Raw genomic sequence first — 18,451 nt, 5'->3', positions numbered from 1 at the left:
AAATATCTGGTTGGCGGGACGCATCAGCTGGCCACCGGCGTCCTGCCGGTGGCCGGGGTTCGTCAGAGCATGTAGCCGTATTGCAGGATGATGGCCTTGGCCTGATCCCCCTTGAGGAAGGCCAGCAGGGCACTGGCGGCGGGATTGTCTTCCCCTTTTTTGAGCAGGATGGCGTCTTGGGTCAGGGGGCTGTAGAGATCCGTGGGCACCACCCAGGCGGAACCCTGGCGGAGCTGACCGTCCTGGTAGATTTGGGACAGGGCCACGAAGCCCAGCTCGGCATTGCCGCTGGCCACGTACTGGAAGGTCTGGCCGATATTCTCCCCTTCGACTAGCTTGCCGCTGACGGCGTCGGTCAGCCCCAGCTTGGCCAGCACTTCCAGGGCAGCGGCGCCGTAAGGGGCCGTCTTGGGATTGGCCACCGCCAGGTGGGCGAAGTCACCCTTGAGGGCCGATTCATCCTTCACCGCGTCGGCCTTGGGGGACCAGAGGGCCAGCTTGCCCTTGGCATAGGTGAATTGGCTGTCGGCCAGGGCCAGGCTGGCGGCGGCCAGCTTCTTGGGGGTCTTGCTGTCGGCGCTGACAAATACCTCGAAGGGGGCACCGTGTTGCACCTGGGCAAACAGCTTGCCGGTGGAGCCGGAGACCACCACGGCCTCATGGCCGGTGGCGGCCTTGAACTGGCTGGCAATGGCCTGCATGGGGGCAAGGAAGTTGGCGGCGACGGCCACCTGGACCTGGTCCGCCAGGGCCGGCAGGCTCAGGCATAGCAGGGTGAAGGAAACGATCTGACGCAATGTACGCATGTGACACTCCTTGTGGACAATAAAAAATCAGATGAGATAACCGTGATCCTGCATGATGGCGCGGGCCGCCGGGCTCTGCAGGTAGTGCAATAGATCCTGGGCGGCGGCGTTGGCGGCGCCGCGGCTTAGCAGTATGGCCTGCTGCGCCAGGGGGGCGTGCAGGCTGGCCGGCACCCGCCAGTAGGAGCCGGGGGCAAAGTGGCCACCCTCATAGATGAGGGACAGACTGACGAAGCCCAGCTCGGCGTTGCCGGTCTGGATCTGCTGGAAGGTCTGTAAGATGTTGCCGCCTTCCACCAGCTTGGGGGCCAGTTGCTCGGCCAACCCCAGCTTGGCCAGCACCGCCATGGCGGCGGTGCCATGGACCGCCACCTTGGGATTGGGCAGGGCCAGGTGGGCGAAGTGACCCGTCTTCAGCACGGCTCCCTCCTTGTCCACCAGGCTGGGATCGGTGGAGTAGAGCACCAGCTCGCTCCTGGCGTAGGTGAGGCGGCTGTCCGCCACCCCCAGGCCGTCGTCCGCCAGCTTGGCCGGCACCAGGCTGTCGGCGCTCAGCAGCAGGTCGAAGGGGGCACCGTGCTTGATCTGGGCATACAGCTGGCCCACGGCGCCGTAACTGACGGTGATCTGGTGGCCTGTCTCGGCGCTGAAGCGCTGGAGCAGGGGCTCCATGGCAGGTTTGAAGCCGGCGGCCACCGCCACCAGGGCCTCAGCCGCCTGGGCCTGGCCCCACCACAGCAGCAGAAGAAAAAGCAGGCGTTGCATGGGAAGTCCTTCTTGTCGTTATGTGCCTCACTGCACAAGGCATGTGATTGCATAAGCTATGCCCGAACTGTACGGTCCTGAACTTAATCCATGGTGTCTTCGTAATCAATTGATTAATAAATGTATTGTTTTATGGCGCGCCCAAGATTCCCTTGTCTTGTCTGGCCACTCAACTCGTTGTGTTGTCATGCGCACAACGAAAGTGAAGGGATCGTCACACTAGCCCGACAATCGCGCGCTTAACGCCGCACGCCAGCCTGGGCGATACGCATAAAAAACGGCACCTTATGGCGCCGTTTTGTTTTTGTGGATCCGCCGCTACAGCAGGGCCACCGCCTTGATCTGGGCCCACAGCGCCATGCCCGGCGCGAGGGCCAGCTGGTGGGCGGAGCGGGCCGTGATGCGGGCCAGCAGGGGCGTGGGTCCCAGGGCCAGCCGCACCAGCACATGGCCCGGGGTGTCCGCCGGGGCCAGGGCTTCCACTGTGGCCGGCAGCAGGTTGAGGATGCTGGAGTCCGCCGCCCGGGTCAGGGAGAGGCTCACATCCCGGGCATGGATGCGGCAGCGCAGGGGCGTGCCCAAGGGCTCGCGGCGCTCGGCCACCCACAGCTCGCCACCGGGTACCGTCAGCTGCGAGAGGCCGTCATCGGCGTGACCGGCCAGCCGGGTGGTCCACACCACCCCCACGTCGTCGGCGAAGGCCGGCGGCAGATCCAGCCGCGCCAGTGTCTCTGTGAGGGGGCCGCTGGCCACCACGCTACCCTGGTTGAGCAGCACCAGGTGATCCGCCAGCCGGGCCACCTCGTCCGGCGCGTGGCTGACGTAGATCAGCGGGATGGCCAGCTCCTGATGCAGCCGCTCCAGGTAGGGCAAGATCTCCTGCTTGCGCTTGAGATCCAGCGCCGCCAGGGGCTCGTCCATCAACAGCAGGCGCGGGGCGCACAGCAGGGCCCGGGCGATGGCGGCTCGCTGGCGCTCACCGCCGGACAGGCTGTGGGGCGTCCGATCCAGCAGGGGACGGATACCCAGCAGTTCGGCCGTCTCTTCCAGGTCGCCCCGGGGGACACCGGCGGCCAGCCGGCGGCGGCCGTAATCCAGGTTCTGCCGCACGCTCAGGTGGGGGAACAGGCTGGCCTCCTGGAACACGTAGCCGATGGCTCGCCGATGGGGCGGCACAAACAGGCCGCGGCTGTCGTCCTGCCAGATCTCGTCCCCCACCTGCAGGCGGCCGGGCAGCTGCTCCAGGCCGGCGATGGCCCGCAGGCAGCTGGTCTTGCCGGAGCCGGAGGGACCGAACAGGGCGCTGATGCCTTCACCGGGCAGGCTCAGGGCCACATCCAGGGTGAAACCGTCCCGCACCACGCGAAACTGCGCCTCTATCTGACTCATGGCCGGCCTCCGTGGCGCGGTTGGCCGAAGCCGTAGATCAGCAGCAGCCCCAGGGCGGCGAACAGCACCATGCCGCCGGCCAGCCAGTGGGCCTGGGCGTATTCCAGCGCCTCCACATGGTTGTAGATCTGGGTGGAGAGCACCCGGGTCTTGCCGGGGATGTTGCCGCCTATCATCAGCACCACGCCGAACTCGCCGATGGCGTGGCAGAAGCCCAGCACCCCGGCGGTGATGAAGCCCGGACGGGCCAGGGGCAGCACCACCGAGCAGAAGGTGTCCCAGGGGCCGGCCCGCAGGGTGGCGGCCACCTCCAGGGGGCGGGGGCCGATGGCGGCGAAGGCGTTCTGCAGCGGCTGGACCACGAAGGGCAGGGAGTGCACCACGCTGCCCAGCACGATACCGGTGAAGGTGAAGGGCAGGGTGCCCAGCCCCAGCGTCTCGGTCAGGCGACCCAGGGGGCCGCTCGGGCCCATCAGGATCAGCAGGTAGAAGCCCAGTACCGTGGGGGGCAGCACCATGGGCAGGGTGGTGAGGGTGCTGATCCAGGGGCGCCAGCGGGAGGCGGTGGTGGCCAGCCACCAGGCCAGGGGGGTGGCCAGCAGCAGCAACAGGCTAGTGGCCAGCACCGCCATCTTCAGGGTGATGAGCAGGGCCTGCCAGTCCATCGGACTCATAGGCTCGCCTCGGTGGCCGGGGTGAAGCGCACCTGCACATCCCGCGGCTTGGCCCAGTAGGGCGCCGAGGTCACCAGCAGATCGGCGCCGGCGGCGGCATAGGCTTTGGCGTTGCCGGCATTCACCCCGCCCGCCGCGGCGATGAGCGGCCGGCGGCCCAGCTCCTGGCAGAGGGCCAGGCACTGGGCCACCTCGCTGGGGGAGAACTTGTCCAGCTGCAGCATCTCGGCGCCGGCGGCGATCCAGGTGCGGGCGTCGTCCAGATCGTGCACCTCGACGCTGCGGCGTTGCTCCGGGTGCTGGCGGGCCAGCCGGGCCAGGGTGACCTCGGGCGCCTCGGCCAGAAACTGGCGGTGTTCGGCGAACAGCAGCAGGCTCTCGGACAGCCCCAGGCGATGGACGATGCCGCCACCGGCCCGCACCGCCTTGACGCTCATGGCCTTGCTGCCCGGGGTCTGCTTGCGGGTGCAGGCCACCGGCACGCCGCCGGCCGCCGCCACTATCTCGGCGGTGGCGCTGGCCAGGCCCGCCGCCCACTCCAGCAGGATCTGGCTGGCCTTCCACAGCTTGAGCAGGGTGACCGGCGTCCCCTGTACCGCCAGCAGCAGGGTGCCGGGGGGGGCGACCTGGCCGGAGGGGGCATGCAGCGCTGGGCTCAGGCCGTGCAGCTCACACAGGCGTGCCACCTCTTCGGTACCGCAGACGGTCATGGCCACCCGGGCGTAAAAATGCATCCAGGCCGGGGCCGGGCTCAGGGGCAGGGCCTGGCTGGTGAGATCGCCATAGGGCACGTCGTCGGCCAGCAGGGCCTGCAGTTGGTTATCGCTGAGTACTACATCCATGTGAGGAACGTCCTGTTAATCGTGACTGCACAGTAACACGGCCGAGGCCTTGAAGGCGCCGCAGGCGGCCATGCCTTCGGTGAGGCCCAGTTGATCCACGCTTCCCCGGGTGATGACGGCACACAGGTGCTTGCCGCCGGGCAGGGCCAGCACCACCTCGCTGTTCACCGGCCCGTTGTGGATGCGGGTGATCTCGCCCCACAGCTGGTTGCGCGGCGATAGCCGCAGCCCGGCTTCGGTCACCAGCAGCACAGAGTGGGACTTGATCAGGGCGTACACCTCGCCGCCCAGCTGCAGCCCCATGCTTTCGGCGGACTCCCGGGTGATCACCGAGTGGATCTGCTGCCGGTCATCCAGCTCCAGGCTCACCTCGAAGTCCACGGGACCGGTGCGCATGGCCACCACGGTGCCGATGAACTGGTTGCGGGCACTGCTCTTCAAGGAGAGGCGGCGGATCAGGCGGCGCAGATCCCGCACCTCGGCGGGGCCGCCGGCGGGATCCGGCTTGGGCAGGGCCTGTTGCAGCCTGGCCAGGGTCTGCTGGTATTCCGCCTCCATGGCACGAAACAGGGCCACTATCTGCCGACCATAGGGGGTGAGCTGGGTACCGCCGCCCTGCTTGCCGCCTGTGGTGCGGATCACCAGAGGCGACTCGGCCAGGTTGTTCATGTCATCCAGGGCATCCCAGGCGGCGCGGTAGGACAGCGGCAGGGATTTGGCCGCCTGGCTAAGGGAGCCCAGCCGGTCGATGGCCTCCAGCAGACGGATGCGGGTGTCCCCCAGGAAGGGGCCCACCTCGGTACAGAGTTTCAGCTCCCCCAGCAGACGGGGTGGTTGGGAAGATGTCGACATGTTGTGTCCTATATAACGGGTTTGGCGGTTTTACTGCAAAACCAATAAACCGGGTCGCTATGCTGGTAATCATATGGCGCCAAGGCGTAGTCTCCCCTTGAAGTCACTTGATTTCGATATGTTTTTCTCAGCATAACGCCGGTGGCGTCCGTGCATCGCTTGCGCATTCTTCACAAGGAGTTCCCCATGAGCATCAGCGCCCGTAACGTATTTGAAGGCAAAATCAGTGCCATCACCGAAGGCCCGGTTCATGCCGAGGTGAGTCTGACCACAGACGGTGGCGACACTATCGTCGCCGTGGTCACCGAGACCAGCGTCAAGACCCTGGGGCTGGCGGTGGGTAAGGTCGCCAAGGCGTTCGTCAAGGCGCCCGGCATCATGGTGCTGGCGGACGAGAGCGGCCTGCGTTTCAGCGCCCGCAACCACTTAAGCGGCAGCGTTTCCGCCGTGGTGCCCGGCGCGGTGAACAGCGAGGTGGTGGTGACCCTCCCCGGCGGCAGCCAGGTGAAGGCGGTGGTGACCAACGAGGCGGTGGCCGAGATGCAGCTGACCGCCGGCAAGCACGCCAGCGTGCTGTTCAAGGCCAGCCAGGTGATCCTGGGCGTACCGGTCTGAGTGGTTAGCCCCAGAAGGGGCTGTTTCAAGTGAGGGGTATATCACCTCTGTGCTTTTTATCGGCTCTGGTTGTTTCGAGTCGTCTGTTGTCCGTCCCGCCCTTGCCCGCTTCTGTGCTTTTTCATGGTTCGGCTTGGCGGTGGCGGGCCAAGGGGGACTGTGCCGTCCCCCTTGGCAATCCCCGGCAATCCCTACCCGCTGACCCTTCGGGTTCCCTCGTCCAGCGCCTCGGCTTATCGGTCGTTATCGACGAGTTCCCGACACGGCGATAACTCGCTCGGCTTCCCTGCCTCGCGACCGAGCCGCGGCGCTCTCCTCAGTCAGCGGCAAGGGATGGGATAGGGTTAGCAAACTCCTGAGATCCGTCTGATACAGAGCAGAGCGTTGTTTGGGATACGGATAAACAGCCTGGACTGGCGAAGTCATATACCCGCATTGTCTTGATGGTGGCGCCCAGGGTTATTCATTGGGGCGGAACAAAAACGGCGCCGAGGCGCCGTTTGTTATTTGGGATGCAAGGGGGTTAGGCCCAGGGCAGCACCTGCTTGGTGACCGCCACCCCGATGATATAGCCGACGCTGGCCAGGGCGGCCAGCCCCCAGCCCAGGCCGGCCAGGGAGCGACCCCGGGCCAGGGCCTTGTGGCCGAGTATGATGTAGAGTAGCAGGGCCAGCACCTTGGCGGTGAGTACGCTGCTGTTGACGAAGGGGTAGCGGTGGATCTGCAGCACCATGGCCACGGCGGCACTCAGCAGCAGGGTGTCGTTGATATGGGGCAGGATGCGCAGCCAGCGGCGGCGGCGCCAGTTACCTCCCAGCAGGCCCGTCAGCCAGCGGCCGGCGAACAGCAGCAGGCTCACGACAACAAACAACACGTGGGCATGTTTTAGGGCAAGGTAACTCATCTGGGCTCCTTTGGCTCATTCTCGGGTGGATCATCGGGGTGGGGTTGGCGGGTCTGCTCCTCCAGATCGTTCTCCCAGGCAGACATCAGCTCGCTGCGTCTGTCCTCCTGGTTGGCTCTGAGCATCTCCGCCAGTATGTGGCGATACTGCACGCTCTTGGTGATGTACATGTTCTCGTCGTCGAGGAAGGCGGTCTGCTCCCGCAGCAGCTTCTCGTCATGCTGCTTGAAGGTCTGGCCGGCCCGCCAGGCCTGATTGGCGCGGATGCCCAGGGACTGCAGGGCCGCCACCCCCAGATCCACCGCCGAGCCCACCGTCTCCCGGTAGATCATGTCCACCCCCAGCTGCAGCAGCTGGTGGGCATGGGGCCGGTCCACCGCCCGCACCAGCAGCTTGAGCTGGGGGAAGTGCTTGTGGGCCAGCTCGCACACGGCGACAGACTTGGCCTGGTTGCTCACCGCCACCACCAGCAGGCGGGCCTTGTGGGCGCCGGCGGCGTAGAGCAGATCCAGCCGGTCGGCATCGCCGTAGAACACCTTGTAGCCGTGCTTTCGCAGCATCTCTATGTGGCCCACGTCGTTGTCCAATACCGTGGTGCCGATGCCGTGGGCATGCAGCAGGCGGCCGACGATCTGCCCGAAACGACCGAAGCCGACGATGATCACCGGGTTGTCGTTGTCGTCTATGGTGTCGGCCTCCGGGGCCTCCTGCTCCCGCTGCCAGCGGCCCTGGATCAGCCGCTCGTTCAGGATCAGCAACAAGGGAGTCAGGGCCATGGAGAGGGCCACCACCAGGATCAGGGTATCGGTGAGGGCGCGGGAGAAGAGGTTCACCTGGCCGGCGTAGGAGAAGAGCACGAAGGCAAATTCGCTGCCCTGGGCCAGGGAGAGGGCGAAGGTCCAGCGGTGGCCCGGGGTCAGACGGGAGATGCCCCCCACCCCCTGCAGCACGGCGAACTTGATGAACAGCAGCAGCCCCAGCAGCCCCAGCACCATCAGCGGCTGCTCGGCAAACAGGTCAAAGTCGATGCCGGCCCCCACCGAGATGAAGAAGAGGCCCAGCAGCAGCCCCTTGAACGGCTCTATGTTGGCTTCCAGCTCATGGCGGTACTCGCTCTCCGCCAAGACCACCCCCGCCAGGAAGGTGCCCAATGCGGGGGAGAGCCCCACCCATTGCATGGCCAAGGTGATGAGGATGACCAGCAGCAGGGCGGCGGCGACGAAGATCTCCCGCATGCCGGATTGGGCGATGAAGCGGAACACGGGGCGCATCAGGTAATGGCCCCCCAGCACGATGCCGAAGATGACAGCGGCCACCAGCAGGCCATCCTGCCAGCCGCCCACCGTATTGCTCAGCTCCGCCGGCGCCTGGGTGGCCAACAGGGGCAGCAGGGCCAGCATGGGAATGACGGCGATGTCCTGGAACAGCAGCACGGCGAAGCTGGTCTGGCCCGCCTCCGTCTTCAACAGGCGGCGCTCGTTGAGGCTCTGCAGCACGATGGCGGTGGAGGAGAGGGCCAGTATCATGCCCACGGCCACCGATTGGCGCCAGGAGAGGCCCAGCACCAGGGCCACCACCCCCACCACGGCGGTGGTGAGCAGCACCTGACTGCCGCCGGCCCCCAGAATGGGGCCCTTGAGCTGCCACAGCAGGGCCGGTTTGAGCTCCAGGCCGATGAGAAACAGCATCAACACCACGCCGAACTCCGCCACGTGCATCACGTGGTTGGCGTCCCCCACCAGATTCAGCAGGAAGGGGCCGATCAGCACCCCGGCGATCAGGTAGCCCAGCACGGAACCCAGCCCCAGGCGACGGGCGATGGGCACCGAGATGACGGCGGCGCTCAGGAAGATGAAGGCGCTCAGCAGCAGACCATGCTCCATTTACAGCACCTCCAGCAGATCGGTGAGGGTATGGGCCTGCTGGCACTGGGCCAGGGTGAGCCGATCTTCCTGCAGGGCCAGCAGCAGCTGGCGGAGCTGGCGGGTGACCACCGGCAGGTGCTCGCCGTCCGACAGGCTGTGATAGGCATAGACCACGAAGGGCGGCAGCCAGTGCATGCCGCACAGCCAGGCACTCTGCTTAAAGGGCAGCAGGTAGTCGGTGATGGGATGGCGATTGTGGCCGTGGGGGTCGTAGGACTCGCGGCTGCCGCCCGTGGTGATCACCGACAGCAGCAGCTTGCCATGCAGGGCGCGGCCCTCGGGGCCGAAGGCGAAGCCGTATTCCAGCACCTGATCCATCCACTCCTTGAGGATGGCGGGACTGGAATACCAGTAGAAGGGGTGCTGGAAGACGATGATGTCATGCTCCCGCAGCAGGCGCTGCTCCCGGGCCGGGTCGATGAACATGCTGGGATACTGCTGATAGAGGTCGTGTATCGTCACCCCTTCCATCTGGCGCAGGGTGGCCAGCAGGGCCTTGTTGGCCACGGAACGGTTGAAACTGGGGTGGGCGAACAGGACGAGCACTTTCTTCATCGACTTAGGGATCCGGGTCTACATCTACTTGATCACGCTAGCAGGAATTGCCCGGCTTGCCTACCGCAGCCACCGGTTGCGCTGGGGTTGTCGGATGACCTTTGCTAGCATGAGCGCCTTGTCTCTCCTCCCCAGCAATGAGTGCCGTATGACTCGAATTCAACCGCCTCTGGCCCCCCGCCACCCCCATGTCCACGAGCAGCACGGTGACCTGCGCCAGGACCCCTGGTTCTGGCTGCGGGACGACAGTCGTCAGGACCCGGAGGTGCGGGCCTATCTGGAGGCGGAAAACGCCTACAGCCAGGCGGTGCTGGCGCAGACGCAGCCACTGCAGCAGACCCTGTACGACGAGATTGCGGGCCGCTTGCAGCCCACCGAACTGTCGGTGCCCTATTGGCTGCGGGGCTTCTGGTATCGCCACCGCTTCGAGGCCGGCGCAGAACACCCTATTTACGAGCGGCTGCCGGATCTGGAGGCCAAGCCCGAGCTGCTGCTGGATGCCAACGTCCAGGCGGCGGGGCAGGCGTTTTATCAGCTGGGCAGCCTGGCGGTGAGCCCGGACAACCGCCTGCTGGCGGTGAGCGAGGATCTGGGGGCGCGGCGCCAGTACCGCGTGCAGGTGCGGGATCTGGCCGATGGCGAGTGGCGGTCGGATGTGCTGGAGAACACCAGCGGCGAGCTGGTGTGGGCGGCGGACAGCCGGCAGCTGTTTTATGTCACCCTGGATGAGGAGACCCTGCTGCCCTGCCGGCTCTGGTGCCATACCCTGGGCGAGCCCCAGGCGCAGGATCGCCTCATCTATGAGGAGACGGACGACAGCTTTTACCTGAGTCTGGATCTGAGCCGCTCAGAGCACTTTTTGCTGATTTGCCTGGAGAGCACCCTCACCACCGAAGTCTGGTGCCTGCCCACGGCGGCCCCCGAGGGCCAGCCGCTCTGCCTGCTGCCGCGCCAGGAGGGCCACGAGTATTACCTCGACCATCTGGCCGGTCACTGGATCATCCGCTCCAACCGCGATGGCGCCAACTTTGGCCTCTACCGGGCGGCGGAGGCCAGCCCAAGCCAGTGGCAGACCCTGCTGGGGCCGGAGGACACCGTGCTGCTGCAGGACTTCGAGCTGTTCGACAGTGCCATTTTGGTGGAGGAGCGGGTGGCTGGCCTCACCCGGTTGCGCCAGCTGGACGCCCAGGGGCAACCGGTACGCACCCTGCAGTTTGCCGATGCCGCCTACGTGACCTGGCTGGGCTTCAACCCATGCCCCGGCAGTGGCGAGTGCCGCTACGGCTACAGCGCCATGACCCGGCCGGCCGGCCTCTACGCCCTGGACTTGGCCAGCGGCGCGCAACGCCTGCTCAAGCAGCAGGTGGTGCTGGGCCATTTCGATGCCGAGGCCTACACCAGCCAGCGCCTGCTGCTGCCGGCCCGCGACGGTGCCCAGGTGCCGGTCTCCCTGGTCTATCGTCGGGATCTGGCGGATCTGCGTCAGGCCCCCCTGCTGGTGTACGGCTACGGCGCCTATGGCCTGAGCGAGGATCCCGAGTTCGACGCTGCCCGCCTGAGCCTGCTGGATCGGGGCTTCATCTATGCCATCGCCCATGTGCGCGGTGGCGAGGAGCTGGGGCGCCACTGGTACGAACAGGGCCGGCTGGAGTCCAAGGCCAACAGCTTTAACGACTTCATCGATGTGACCGAGGGGCTATTGGCCGACGGCCTGGGGGATCCCAAGCGGGTATTTGCCTTGGGCGGCAGTGCCGGTGGCCTGCTGGTGGGGGCCGTGATGAATCAGCGCCCGGATCTCTACCTTGGGGTGGTGGCGGCCGTGCCCTTCGTGGATGTGCTCACCAGCATGCTGGATGAGAGCCTGCCGTTGACCGCCGGCGAATACGACGAGTGGGGGGATCCGCGGGAGGAGGAAGACTATTGGCGCATCAAGTCCTACAGCCCCTATGACCAGGTCAAGGCCCAGGCCTATCCCCACCTGCTGGTGGTGAGCGGCTTCCATGACTCCCAGGTGCAGTACTGGGAGCCGGCTAAGTGGGTGGCCAAGTTGCGGGCCCATAAGACCGACTCCAACTGGCTCTTGCTGTGCATGGATATGGAGGTCGGGCACGGTGGTCAATCGGGTCGTTATGCCCAACTGAAGGATTTGGCCCGGGAGTATGCCTTTATGCTTCATCTGGCCGGCATCAGCGGCTAAGATGACACACAGGCTGTGCGGCCTTATCTTCTGGGCCCTGGTGCAGGGCTGACGGGCCGTTCGACGGTAAAGCGAAGGAGAATGTCATGTCCGTTACCGAACAAGTTCAAGAGTGTTGCGATGCCTGCGGCTGCTACGCCGAGGTGGGAACCATCATCGGCGAAGGGGATGAAACCCTGCTGCTGCCCATTGAGGCCGACAGCGAGCAGGCCGCCCTGGCGCGGCTGGATCAGTACGCTGCTCTGGCCAAACAGGTCTGTGACGCAGTGGTGATCCAGCAGCAATGGCAGGCCGAAACTGGGGTGCTGAATGCGGCCCTGCAGTTCACCTGCACCGCCGAAAAACTGATCTTCGAGATGCGCGCCCGCGCCATCTAATCCGCCCAAATCGGGGCCCGTTCGGGCCCTGATTGTCTATTTTTACCCCTCTTTACACCCACACCCCCCCTTTTGTTCAGCTTCTGTTCAGCTTGCCTAGGGTTAAATGCGCCGCTTTCGAGGGCCGAAACGCGGACATTGTATGAACCGATACCGACGATTGACCCTGTTGTTGCTGCTAGTGCTGGCCACGCCGCTGTGGGCCATGCCGCTGGACCAGGCGCCCCGCATCATCAAGGGGGATCTGGAACAGCTGCTGGACGAGCGGGTGTTGCGGGTGCTGGTGGCCTATGACAACGCCTACTACTTCCTCAACCAGGGGATGCAGGATGGGCTGAGTGTGCAGCAGGCTCGTGCCTTTGAGAAATGGCTGAACAAGCGCTATTTCCAAGGACAAAAGCTCAAGCTCAACGTGGTTTTCATCCCGGTGCGCAGCGATCAGCTCTACAGCATGCTGGCCGATGGGCAAGGGGATCTGGTGATCGCCAACAGCACGGTCACCGAGGCGCGCCGCGCCCTGGTGGACTTCTCCGAGCCTGTCTATCAGGGCATCCATGAGTGGCTGGTCAGCGGCCAGGGCATGCGCCCCTTGACCCGGCTCAGTGAGCTGTCTGGCAAGCGGGTCTGGGTGCGGCGCAGCGCCAGCTATTACGACAGCCTGCTGCGGTTGAACGAGCAGCTGGCGGCCCAGGGCTTGGCGCCCGTCTACATCGAGACGGTGGATGAATCCCTGCAGGATGTGGATCTGCTGCAACAGGTGAGCGAAGGTCGTCTGCCCTACACGGTGGTGGACAGCCAGAAGGCCGCCCTGTGGCAGGGGACCTTCCACAACCTGACCCTGCACAAGGCGGTGAGCCTGCGGGAGAATGGCGAGCTGGCCTGGGCGTTTCGCAAGCAGAGCCCGCAACTGGCCGAGGCGGTGAATGCCTTCCTGGTGAACTACCGCCAGGGCACCAGCCAGGGGGAGGCCCTGTACCGGCGCTATCTTTCCCAGCCGGTTCAACTGGCCCGCCGGCACGCCGCCAGCACGCCGGATGATCTGGGCTGGCGGGATGGTCGCTATGCCCGCTACGCCCCCCTGTTCCAGAAGTATGCCGATAAATATGACTTCGACTGGCTGCTGCTGCTGGCCCAGGCCTACCAGGAGTCCAACCTGGATAGCGGTGCCCGCTCCAGTCAGGGGGCCGTGGGCCTGATGCAGGTGATGCCGGCCACCGCCCGTCACCTGAAGGTGAGCAATATCGGCTCGGCCGAGAACAATATCCTGGCGGGGGCCAAGTACCTGGCCCAGCTGCGGGATGAATTCTTTACCGATCCGGACATGGATGATCTGAACCGCTACTTCTTCACCCTGGCGGCTTACAATGCCGGCCCGAACCGCATCGCCGGCCTGCGGGCGGAAGCGGCCAAGCAGGGGCTGGATCCCAACGTCTGGTTCGACAACGTGGAGCAGCTGGCTGCCAGCCGGATAGGCAGTGAGACGGTTCGCTATGTCACCGACATCACACTGCGTTACGTGGCCTACCGGCGCAGCTACGAGCTGATGGCAGAGCGGCGTCTGGCTCAGCGTCAGTAGACCCGCAACGAGTCCTGAAGACGGCGGCCCCTGGGCCGCCGTCTTGTTTCCGGCTCTCCAGATGTGGTCGGGACAGTAAAAACTGTCAAGCCTTGCTGCCGGCCTCACCAGAAACGAGTATGATCTGCGCTCTTTTGCGGGCAGGAGAACGACGAGATGGGCATCAGAGCAGAGCAGAAGGAGAAGACCCGGCGATCCCTGATCCAGGCCGCCTTTCGCCAGCTCAGCGCCGACAGCAGTTTCTCCAACTTGAGCCTGCGGGAAGTGGCGCGGGAGGCGGGCATTGCCCCCACCTCCTTCTACCGTCATTTTCGCGACATGGAAGAGCTGGGGTTGACCCTGGTGGACGAGGCGGGCCTCACCCTGCGTCAGCTGATGCGTCAGGCGCGCCAGCGCATCGCCACCGGTGGCAGCGTCATCCGCACCTCGGTCCTCACCTTCATGGAGTTCATCGACAAGAACCCCAACGCTTTTCGGCTGCTGTTGCGGGAGCGCTCCGGTACCTCGCCGGCCTTTCGTCAGGCGGTGCAGCGGGAGATCCAGCACTTCATCGCCGAACTGGCGGAGTATCAGCAGCGCCAGACCGGCTATCCCCAGGAGGTGGCCTTCATCCTGGCGGAGGGCATGGTGACTCTGGTGTTCAGCTCAGGTGCCGAGGCGCTGGACATGAGCGAGCCGGAACGGGCCCTGCTGGCCGAACGCCTGATCTGCCAGCTGCGGATGATTGTCAGCGGCGCCGCCGTCATGCAGGCCGCACCGTCCGCCCCCTGAATTCCACCCCGTCCATCTGTAAGACATTTGCCCTACCTATTGTGCGGAAAAACGTTTTTCTGCGGCACGCCTCTGGCGCATGCTTTTTTATCGCATTGATAATTAATAATATTTCTAGGTGAGCAAGTCGAGGGGGCGTCAGCGGCAGGTCGGCTGGGGCTTGTGAGCCAGGCTGGAAACCTTAGTATTAAAGCTGTCGGACGCACTGAAGAAGTCAGTCAGGAAGATTGGCTGCCAGGGTAAGGCGCAAGGATTACCACAGGATGTGGTCAGGGACACCTCCTCAGGAGGGAGAGAAAGACCGTCAGGATGACGTGTCTGGCCAGGATGGTAACCAGGATGGCCCAAGGGATTGGGAACAGGACAGACTAACGGAATAGCTTAGTCAGGGATTGCAGGGAGCAATGCCGTTCAGGGACTAGAGCGACAAAGACCTTCGGGGGCGACGTGAGTCGCCCCCGTTCTTTTTTGTCCGTCCGGCCGATTCCGCTGCGGGATTGCCCGGCGGATTTGCCATGGCAGCGTGTAGGATATTTGCCATGGCGCGTGTGGGTAAAAACGTTTTTCTCGCGTAGCATTTTATGCTGACAATTAAGATAATGCATTGATTTTATTGTAAATGAATCCTTCGTTTTCGTGGTGGCTCCTGTCGGCGGCAGGGGCGAGGGACTTGTGAGCCAGGTCTAAATCCTTAGTATGGGTCTTGCCGGGACGCACTGAAGTCAATCAGGAAGATTGGCTGCCAGGGTAAGGCGAAAGGAACACCACAGGATGTGGTAAGGGACACCTCCCAGGAGGGAGAGAACAGGCCGTCGGGATGACGTGCTTGGCCAGGATGGCAACAAGGACACCCCAAGGGATTGGGAAGTGGAAAGACTAAAGGAGTAGCTTAGTCAGGGATTGCAGGGAGCAATGCTGTTCAGGGAACAGAACGACTAAGACCTTAGGGGGCGACGCAAGTCGCCCCCGCTCTTTTATGGGCGTCCGAACAAGTCCGGGCGCCTTTTCTCTCTCGGCGCTAAGCCATTTCTCTTCTTTCATGAGGCGCTATGGGCTGTTGGGTGACGGTATCCGCTGACCCTGGTCTGTGTCTTTTCTCTTTAATCCATCCGGTGCCTTGTCGACTTGGCTGTTCGAGCGGTTGGGCTTGGGCCCGGCTGGTATTGGGGAGATTGAGCCGGTCGTCACAGGCCCGATAGTCAAACAGGCAGGCGATGGGGGCTAGAGGCCCCTCGACACAGGGGTGAGGCCGATGGCCAGGAGTGTACCGCCTCGGTCTGACTGGGTGACTCAGATCGCTCTGTGTTGCGTTAGTCCGGCTGACATTCGGATTGCAGCTGGGTCAGGCTCTGGCGCTCCGCCTGGGACAAGCCCATCTCCTCACAGGCTTCGTCGAAGCTCATTCCCAGATGACACATCATGATCTCGATGGCGGGTAGATAACTGTAGATGCCGTGTTCCATGCTTCCTCCTGCGACTGTGGGGCAAGGATTGCCCGAATGGCGTAATAGGTAATCAGGCTGCCGGTTGGCGAAAAAGTTTCATCCTTGGGCGCAGTTTGCCGGCAGGCTGTGAGCCGGATCGCCAAAATCGGGGACATGCGTGCTGTTTTTATCGGCCAGGGGGGGTGACAGACGCTAGAAGATGCGTAATATATGCATCTATTGTGTCTTTTTTCATCTTGCCTGTCTTTAATTGCACCCATGAGGAGTCACCATGAGCGAATCCATTCACGGCCACGAGGTCATGCATATGATGCTGGAGCTGGGCGGCAGCTTCTCCAAGCAAAGCCTGCAGGCGGCCATTGAGGCGAAATTTGGTGCCGAGGCCCGTTTTCACACCTGCAGTGCCGAGGGGATGGATGCGGCGGCGCTGATCGACTTCCTGCAGGTCAAGGGCAAGTTTGTGCCCCAGGGCGAGGGGTTCAATACCGAGGCCGAGCGCATCTGCCAGCATTGAGACCCTGGGGTGACGTCCTCCTGGCTGGGCGTCACCCTGCAATAACATACAAGGCGCGCTTGCCCTGTCGTGTTATAGATAGTCCATGACCACCCAAACCATTCATTACTGGCACTCTCCCCTGTTACCCGGGGTGGAGCTGTGTCGCTCCCACCATACGAACTTCAGCTATGGCCGGCATGTCCATCTGGACTACCACATCGGCCTGGTGCAGCAGGGCTGTCAGCAGTTCATCCATAAAGGCAATCGTCATCAGCTGGTGGCGGGCCGCCTATCTACCGTGAATCCGGATGAGGTGCATGATGGCCTCAGCCTGCTGCCGGAAGGCTATCAGGTGCGGGTCTTCTCCCTGCCGCCAGCCGCACTGGCCCGCTGGTTACCCGAGGGGCGGGAGCGCTTCTTTCATGCGCCCCTGCAGCAAAGCCAGTCGCTGTACGCTGGTTTCGCCCGGCTACACACCTATCTCGAGTCGCCTCATGCCGAGGCGCTGCAGGCCGAGGGCTGGCTGATGAGCCTGCTGGCGGAGCTGTTCTGCCTGCCGGCGGCGGGGACGGCCCTAGCCGATCCGCAGCTGCGCTGCTTGCGGGACTATCTGCTGGCTCACCTGGACCAGCGGCACACCCTGGCCGATCTGGCGGGCCTGTTGGGCCTGGAGCGCTTTGTCTTTCTGCGCCAGTTCAAGCAGCGCACCGGCATGACGCCCTATGCCTGGCTCAAGCGCCTGCGGCTGGAGTGGGCCAAGGGGCAACTGGGCCTGGGACGACCGCTGGCCGAGGTGGCGCTGGCGGCTGGCTTTTTCGATCAGAGCCATTTTCATCACGGTTTCCGCCAGGCCTACGGCCTGACTCCCGCCGGCTATCGCCAGCAGATCCGCGCCTGAGTCAATAAGTTACAAGCCCGGCCCAGGCCGCTCAGACAGACTGAGGCCGTCATCCATTAGCGGAGTCTGTGATGTATCTGAGTCTGTTTGTCGGCCTGGGGGCCGTTCACCTGCTGGCCCTGGCCAGCCCGGGCCCTGATTTTGCCCTGATCTTGAGGACTTGCCTGTGTCGTCCCCTGGCGTTGGGGGCTGCCCTCGGCATTTCCCTGGCCATCTTGCTGCACGCCCTGTTTAGCCTGACCGGTCTGAGCCTGCTGCTGACCCAGGCTCCCGGCCTCTTTGCCCTGGTACGCCTGGTCGGCGCCCTCTATCTGCTATGGCTGGCCAAGGGCGCCTGGCAGGCGGCGAGTCTGCCCGCCGAGGTCGGCAGGGTGGCGGCGGGGGAGTCTGGTTCCTGGCGGCGGGGTCTGGGCTGGGGTCTGGCCACCAACCTGCTCAATCCCAAGGCACTGCTGTTTTTTGTCGGCCTGGTGGCGGCCATGGTGCGGCCCGAGGTGGGCCTGCCGGTGCGCATCGGCTTGGCGCTGGAGCTGTTTGTGCTCTCCGGCCTGTGGTTTGGGCTGCTGGCCTGGGGTCTCTCCACTCGGCGGGTACAGGCGGGCCTGGCCAGGCTCTATGGTCCCCTCCATCGGTTGTGCGCCGGGTTGTTTGCGCTGCTGGGGGCCGGGTTGTTGTGGGAGCTGCTGGCGGCGGGATGGCCGGTCTGATGGCTGTCAGTCAGAGGGCTTTCTGCTATAGTCCGCCGACATTTTATCGGGTCAACAAGCGAGATTTCGAATGGATATCATCACGGCGGCGGTCATGCTCTTCCTGATCATGGATCCGGTCGGCAATTTACCAGTGTTTCTGTCTATGCTGCGGACCCTGCCGGCCGAGCGGCGCCGCAAGGTGATGATCCGCGAGCTGCTGATCGCCCTGGTGGTGATGATGCTGTTCCTGTTTCTGGGTCAGGAGCTGCTCAACCTGCTGAATCTCAAGCAGGAGGCGGTGAGCATCGCCGGTGGCATAGTGCTGTTCCTCATCGCCATCCGCATGATCTTCCCGGGGCAAGGCAGTATCACAGGGCTGCCGGAGGGGGAGGAGCCCTTCATTGTGCCCATGGCCATTCCCATGATGGCCGGCCCCTCGATCCTGGCGGCCCTGCTGCTGCTGGCCCACCAGTATCCGCATCAGATGGGGGAATGGACCCTGGCCCTGCTGATGGCTTGGGGGGCCAGCGCCGTGATCTTGATGTTCTACGAACAGCTGCACAAGTTGTTGGGGGAACGTTTGTTGCGGGCCATGGAGCGCTTGATGGGCATGTTGCTGGTGATGATTTCGGTGCAGATGCTGCTGGACGGCGCCCAGCAGTACCTGCACTAGTC

19 protein-coding genes are annotated in these 18,451 nt (G+C 64.2%); 9 read left to right on the top strand and 10 right to left on the bottom strand.

The window, feature by feature from the left end; translation table 11 throughout:
• Positions 1 to 62 precede the first annotated feature (62 nt).
• The 6 genes from modA (ABD847_RS03945) to ABD847_RS03920 all read right to left on the bottom strand — a co-directional run bounded on the left by modA (ABD847_RS03945) (position 63) and on the right by ABD847_RS03920 (position 5,328).
• Positions 63 to 806 carry a molybdate ABC transporter substrate-binding protein gene (modA, locus tag ABD847_RS03945; protein ID WP_345010257.1) on the bottom strand — a complete coding sequence of 248 codons (744 nt, stop codon included), beginning with the start codon at positions 804 to 806 and terminating at the stop codon, positions 63 to 65.
• A 27-nt stretch (positions 807 to 833) separates the two neighbouring features.
• On the bottom strand, positions 834 to 1,571 hold the full coding sequence (gene modA, locus ABD847_RS03940) for a molybdate ABC transporter substrate-binding protein (protein WP_345010255.1): 738 nt from the start codon (positions 1,569 to 1,571) through the stop codon (positions 834 to 836).
• Positions 1,572 to 1,889: 318 nt separating this feature from the next.
• Positions 1,890 to 2,960 (bottom strand): molybdenum ABC transporter ATP-binding protein, encoded by a 1,071-nt coding sequence (modC, locus tag ABD847_RS03935; RefSeq protein WP_345010253.1) that lies wholly within the window; start codon positions 2,958 to 2,960, stop codon positions 1,890 to 1,892.
• The gene (gene modB, locus ABD847_RS03930; RefSeq protein ID WP_345010252.1) at positions 2,957 to 3,634 is read right to left on the bottom strand and encodes a molybdate ABC transporter permease subunit; all 678 of its coding nucleotides are present in this window, start codon (positions 3,632 to 3,634) and stop codon (positions 2,957 to 2,959) included. The genes modC and modB overlap by 4 nt, the downstream gene beginning before the upstream one ends.
• Positions 3,631 to 4,476, bottom strand: coding sequence for a ModD protein (gene modD, locus ABD847_RS03925; RefSeq protein WP_345010251.1), 846 nt, complete (start codon positions 4,474 to 4,476; stop codon positions 3,631 to 3,633). Before modD ends, modB begins: the two co-directional genes overlap by 4 nt.
• A gap of 15 nt (positions 4,477 to 4,491) precedes the next feature.
• Positions 4,492 to 5,328: a TOBE domain-containing protein gene (locus ABD847_RS03920; RefSeq protein ID WP_345010249.1), complete on the bottom strand. Its 837-nt coding sequence runs from the start codon at positions 5,326 to 5,328 to the stop codon at positions 4,492 to 4,494.
• 186 nt (positions 5,329 to 5,514) lie between these two features.
• Here ABD847_RS03920 and ABD847_RS03915 point away from each other — a divergent pair, with 186 nt between their 5' ends.
• Complete coding sequence (locus ABD847_RS03915) at positions 5,515 to 5,943, top strand: TOBE domain-containing protein (protein ID WP_345010248.1); 429 nt, start codon at positions 5,515 to 5,517, stop codon at positions 5,941 to 5,943.
• A 523-nt stretch (positions 5,944 to 6,466) separates the two neighbouring features.
• On the opposite strand, the gene ABD847_RS03910 is transcribed toward ABD847_RS03915, so the two are convergent.
• The 3 genes from ABD847_RS03910 to ABD847_RS03900 are packed head-to-tail and all read right to left on the bottom strand — an operon-like array spanning position 6,467 to position 9,327.
• A complete protein-coding gene (locus ABD847_RS03910; RefSeq protein ID WP_345010247.1) occupies positions 6,467 to 6,847 on the bottom strand; it encodes a SirB2 family protein in 381 nt (126 codons plus the stop codon).
• Positions 6,844 to 8,730, bottom strand: a complete 1,887-nt coding sequence (locus ABD847_RS03905) for a monovalent cation:proton antiporter-2 (CPA2) family protein (protein WP_345010245.1) — start codon at positions 8,728 to 8,730, stop codon at positions 6,844 to 6,846. Before ABD847_RS03905 ends, ABD847_RS03910 begins: the two co-directional genes overlap by 4 nt.
• On the bottom strand, positions 8,731 to 9,327 hold the full coding sequence (locus ABD847_RS03900; protein WP_345010243.1) for an NAD(P)H-dependent oxidoreductase: 597 nt from the start codon (positions 9,325 to 9,327) through the stop codon (positions 8,731 to 8,733). It lies immediately after the preceding gene.
• A gap of 148 nt (positions 9,328 to 9,475) precedes the next feature.
• On the opposite strand from ABD847_RS03900, the gene ABD847_RS03895 reads away from it, so the two are divergent.
• The 4 genes from ABD847_RS03895 (at position 9,476) to fabR (ending at position 14,248) form a co-directional block, all read left to right on the top strand.
• Positions 9,476 to 11,524, top strand: coding sequence for a S9 family peptidase (locus ABD847_RS03895; RefSeq protein WP_345010241.1), 2,049 nt, complete (start codon positions 9,476 to 9,478; stop codon positions 11,522 to 11,524).
• 86 nt (positions 11,525 to 11,610) lie between these two features.
• Positions 11,611 to 11,901, top strand: a complete 291-nt coding sequence (locus ABD847_RS03890) for a DUF406 family protein (RefSeq protein WP_345010239.1) — start codon at positions 11,611 to 11,613, stop codon at positions 11,899 to 11,901.
• Between the two features lie 142 nt (positions 11,902 to 12,043).
• Positions 12,044 to 13,477 carry an MltF family protein gene (locus tag ABD847_RS03885; protein WP_345010237.1) on the top strand — a complete coding sequence of 478 codons (1,434 nt, stop codon included), beginning with the start codon at positions 12,044 to 12,046 and terminating at the stop codon, positions 13,475 to 13,477.
• A gap of 156 nt (positions 13,478 to 13,633) precedes the next feature.
• A complete protein-coding gene (fabR, locus tag ABD847_RS03880; RefSeq protein ID WP_345010235.1) occupies positions 13,634 to 14,248 on the top strand; it encodes an HTH-type transcriptional repressor FabR in 615 nt (204 codons plus the stop codon).
• A 1,310-nt stretch (positions 14,249 to 15,558) separates the two neighbouring features.
• On the opposite strand, the gene ABD847_RS03875 is transcribed toward fabR, so the two are convergent.
• Positions 15,559 to 15,711 carry a hypothetical protein gene (locus ABD847_RS03875; RefSeq protein ID WP_345010233.1) on the bottom strand — a complete coding sequence of 51 codons (153 nt, stop codon included), beginning with the start codon at positions 15,709 to 15,711 and terminating at the stop codon, positions 15,559 to 15,561.
• A 253-nt stretch (positions 15,712 to 15,964) separates the two neighbouring features.
• On the opposite strand from ABD847_RS03875, the gene ABD847_RS03870 reads away from it, so the two are divergent.
• The 4 genes from ABD847_RS03870 (at position 15,965) to ABD847_RS03855 (ending at position 18,449) form a co-directional block, all read left to right on the top strand.
• A complete protein-coding gene (locus ABD847_RS03870) occupies positions 15,965 to 16,207 on the top strand; it encodes a YecH family metal-binding protein (protein WP_345010231.1) in 243 nt (80 codons plus the stop codon).
• 85 nt (positions 16,208 to 16,292) lie between these two features.
• The gene (locus ABD847_RS03865; protein WP_345010229.1) at positions 16,293 to 17,087 is read left to right on the top strand and encodes an AraC family transcriptional regulator; all 795 of its coding nucleotides are present in this window, start codon (positions 16,293 to 16,295) and stop codon (positions 17,085 to 17,087) included.
• A 71-nt stretch (positions 17,088 to 17,158) separates the two neighbouring features.
• The gene (locus ABD847_RS03860; RefSeq protein ID WP_345010227.1) at positions 17,159 to 17,794 is read left to right on the top strand and encodes a LysE family translocator; all 636 of its coding nucleotides are present in this window, start codon (positions 17,159 to 17,161) and stop codon (positions 17,792 to 17,794) included.
• Between the two features lie 70 nt (positions 17,795 to 17,864).
• Positions 17,865 to 18,449, top strand: a complete 585-nt coding sequence (locus ABD847_RS03855; RefSeq protein ID WP_345010225.1) for a YhgN family NAAT transporter — start codon at positions 17,865 to 17,867, stop codon at positions 18,447 to 18,449.
• Positions 18,450 to 18,451: the final 2 nt, after the last annotated feature.

It is taken from the genome of Pseudaeromonas paramecii (assembly GCF_039540575.1).
Taxonomy (GTDB): domain Bacteria; phylum Pseudomonadota; class Gammaproteobacteria; order Enterobacterales; family Aeromonadaceae; genus Pseudaeromonas; species Pseudaeromonas paramecii.
The sequence above is the reverse complement of the archived record's forward strand: the minus strand, read 5'-3'. Positions and strand labels throughout refer to the sequence as shown.

Excerpts from the sequence above, each read along its gene's own strand:
- fabR (WP_345010235.1), top strand. The coding sequence starts at position 13,634 with ATGGGCATCAGAGCAGAGCAGAAGGAGAAGACCCGGCGATCCCTGATC.
- ABD847_RS03920 (WP_345010249.1), bottom strand. The coding sequence starts at position 5,328 with ATGTCGACATCTTCCCAACCACCCCGTCTGCTGGGGGAGCTGAAACTC.
- ABD847_RS03910 (WP_345010247.1), bottom strand. The coding sequence starts at position 6,847 with ATGAGTTACCTTGCCCTAAAACATGCCCACGTGTTGTTTGTTGTCGTG.
- ABD847_RS03870 (WP_345010231.1), top strand. The coding sequence starts at position 15,965 with ATGAGCGAATCCATTCACGGCCACGAGGTCATGCATATGATGCTGGAG.
- modA (WP_345010255.1), bottom strand. The coding sequence starts at position 1,571 with ATGCAACGCCTGCTTTTTCTTCTGCTGCTGTGGTGGGGCCAGGCCCAG.
- ABD847_RS03875 (WP_345010233.1), bottom strand. The coding sequence starts at position 15,711 with ATGGAACACGGCATCTACAGTTATCTACCCGCCATCGAGATCATGATG.
- ABD847_RS03900 (WP_345010243.1), bottom strand. The coding sequence starts at position 9,327 with ATGAAGAAAGTGCTCGTCCTGTTCGCCCACCCCAGTTTCAACCGTTCC.
- modD (WP_345010251.1), bottom strand. The coding sequence starts at position 4,476 with ATGGATGTAGTACTCAGCGATAACCAACTGCAGGCCCTGCTGGCCGAC.
- ABD847_RS03865 (WP_345010229.1), top strand. The coding sequence starts at position 16,293 with ATGACCACCCAAACCATTCATTACTGGCACTCTCCCCTGTTACCCGGG.
- ABD847_RS03890 (WP_345010239.1), top strand. The coding sequence starts at position 11,611 with ATGTCCGTTACCGAACAAGTTCAAGAGTGTTGCGATGCCTGCGGCTGC.
- ABD847_RS03915 (WP_345010248.1), top strand. The coding sequence starts at position 5,515 with ATGAGCATCAGCGCCCGTAACGTATTTGAAGGCAAAATCAGTGCCATC.
- ABD847_RS03885 (WP_345010237.1), top strand. The coding sequence starts at position 12,044 with ATGAACCGATACCGACGATTGACCCTGTTGTTGCTGCTAGTGCTGGCC.
- modA (WP_345010257.1), bottom strand. The coding sequence starts at position 806 with ATGCGTACATTGCGTCAGATCGTTTCCTTCACCCTGCTATGCCTGAGC.
- ABD847_RS03855 (WP_345010225.1), top strand. The coding sequence starts at position 17,865 with ATGGATATCATCACGGCGGCGGTCATGCTCTTCCTGATCATGGATCCG.
- ABD847_RS03895 (WP_345010241.1), top strand. The coding sequence starts at position 9,476 with ATGACTCGAATTCAACCGCCTCTGGCCCCCCGCCACCCCCATGTCCAC.
- ABD847_RS03905 (WP_345010245.1), bottom strand. The coding sequence starts at position 8,730 with ATGGAGCATGGTCTGCTGCTGAGCGCCTTCATCTTCCTGAGCGCCGCC.
- modB (WP_345010252.1), bottom strand. The coding sequence starts at position 3,634 with ATGAGTCCGATGGACTGGCAGGCCCTGCTCATCACCCTGAAGATGGCG.
- modC (WP_345010253.1), bottom strand. The coding sequence starts at position 2,960 with ATGAGTCAGATAGAGGCGCAGTTTCGCGTGGTGCGGGACGGTTTCACC.
- ABD847_RS03860 (WP_345010227.1), top strand. The coding sequence starts at position 17,159 with ATGTATCTGAGTCTGTTTGTCGGCCTGGGGGCCGTTCACCTGCTGGCC.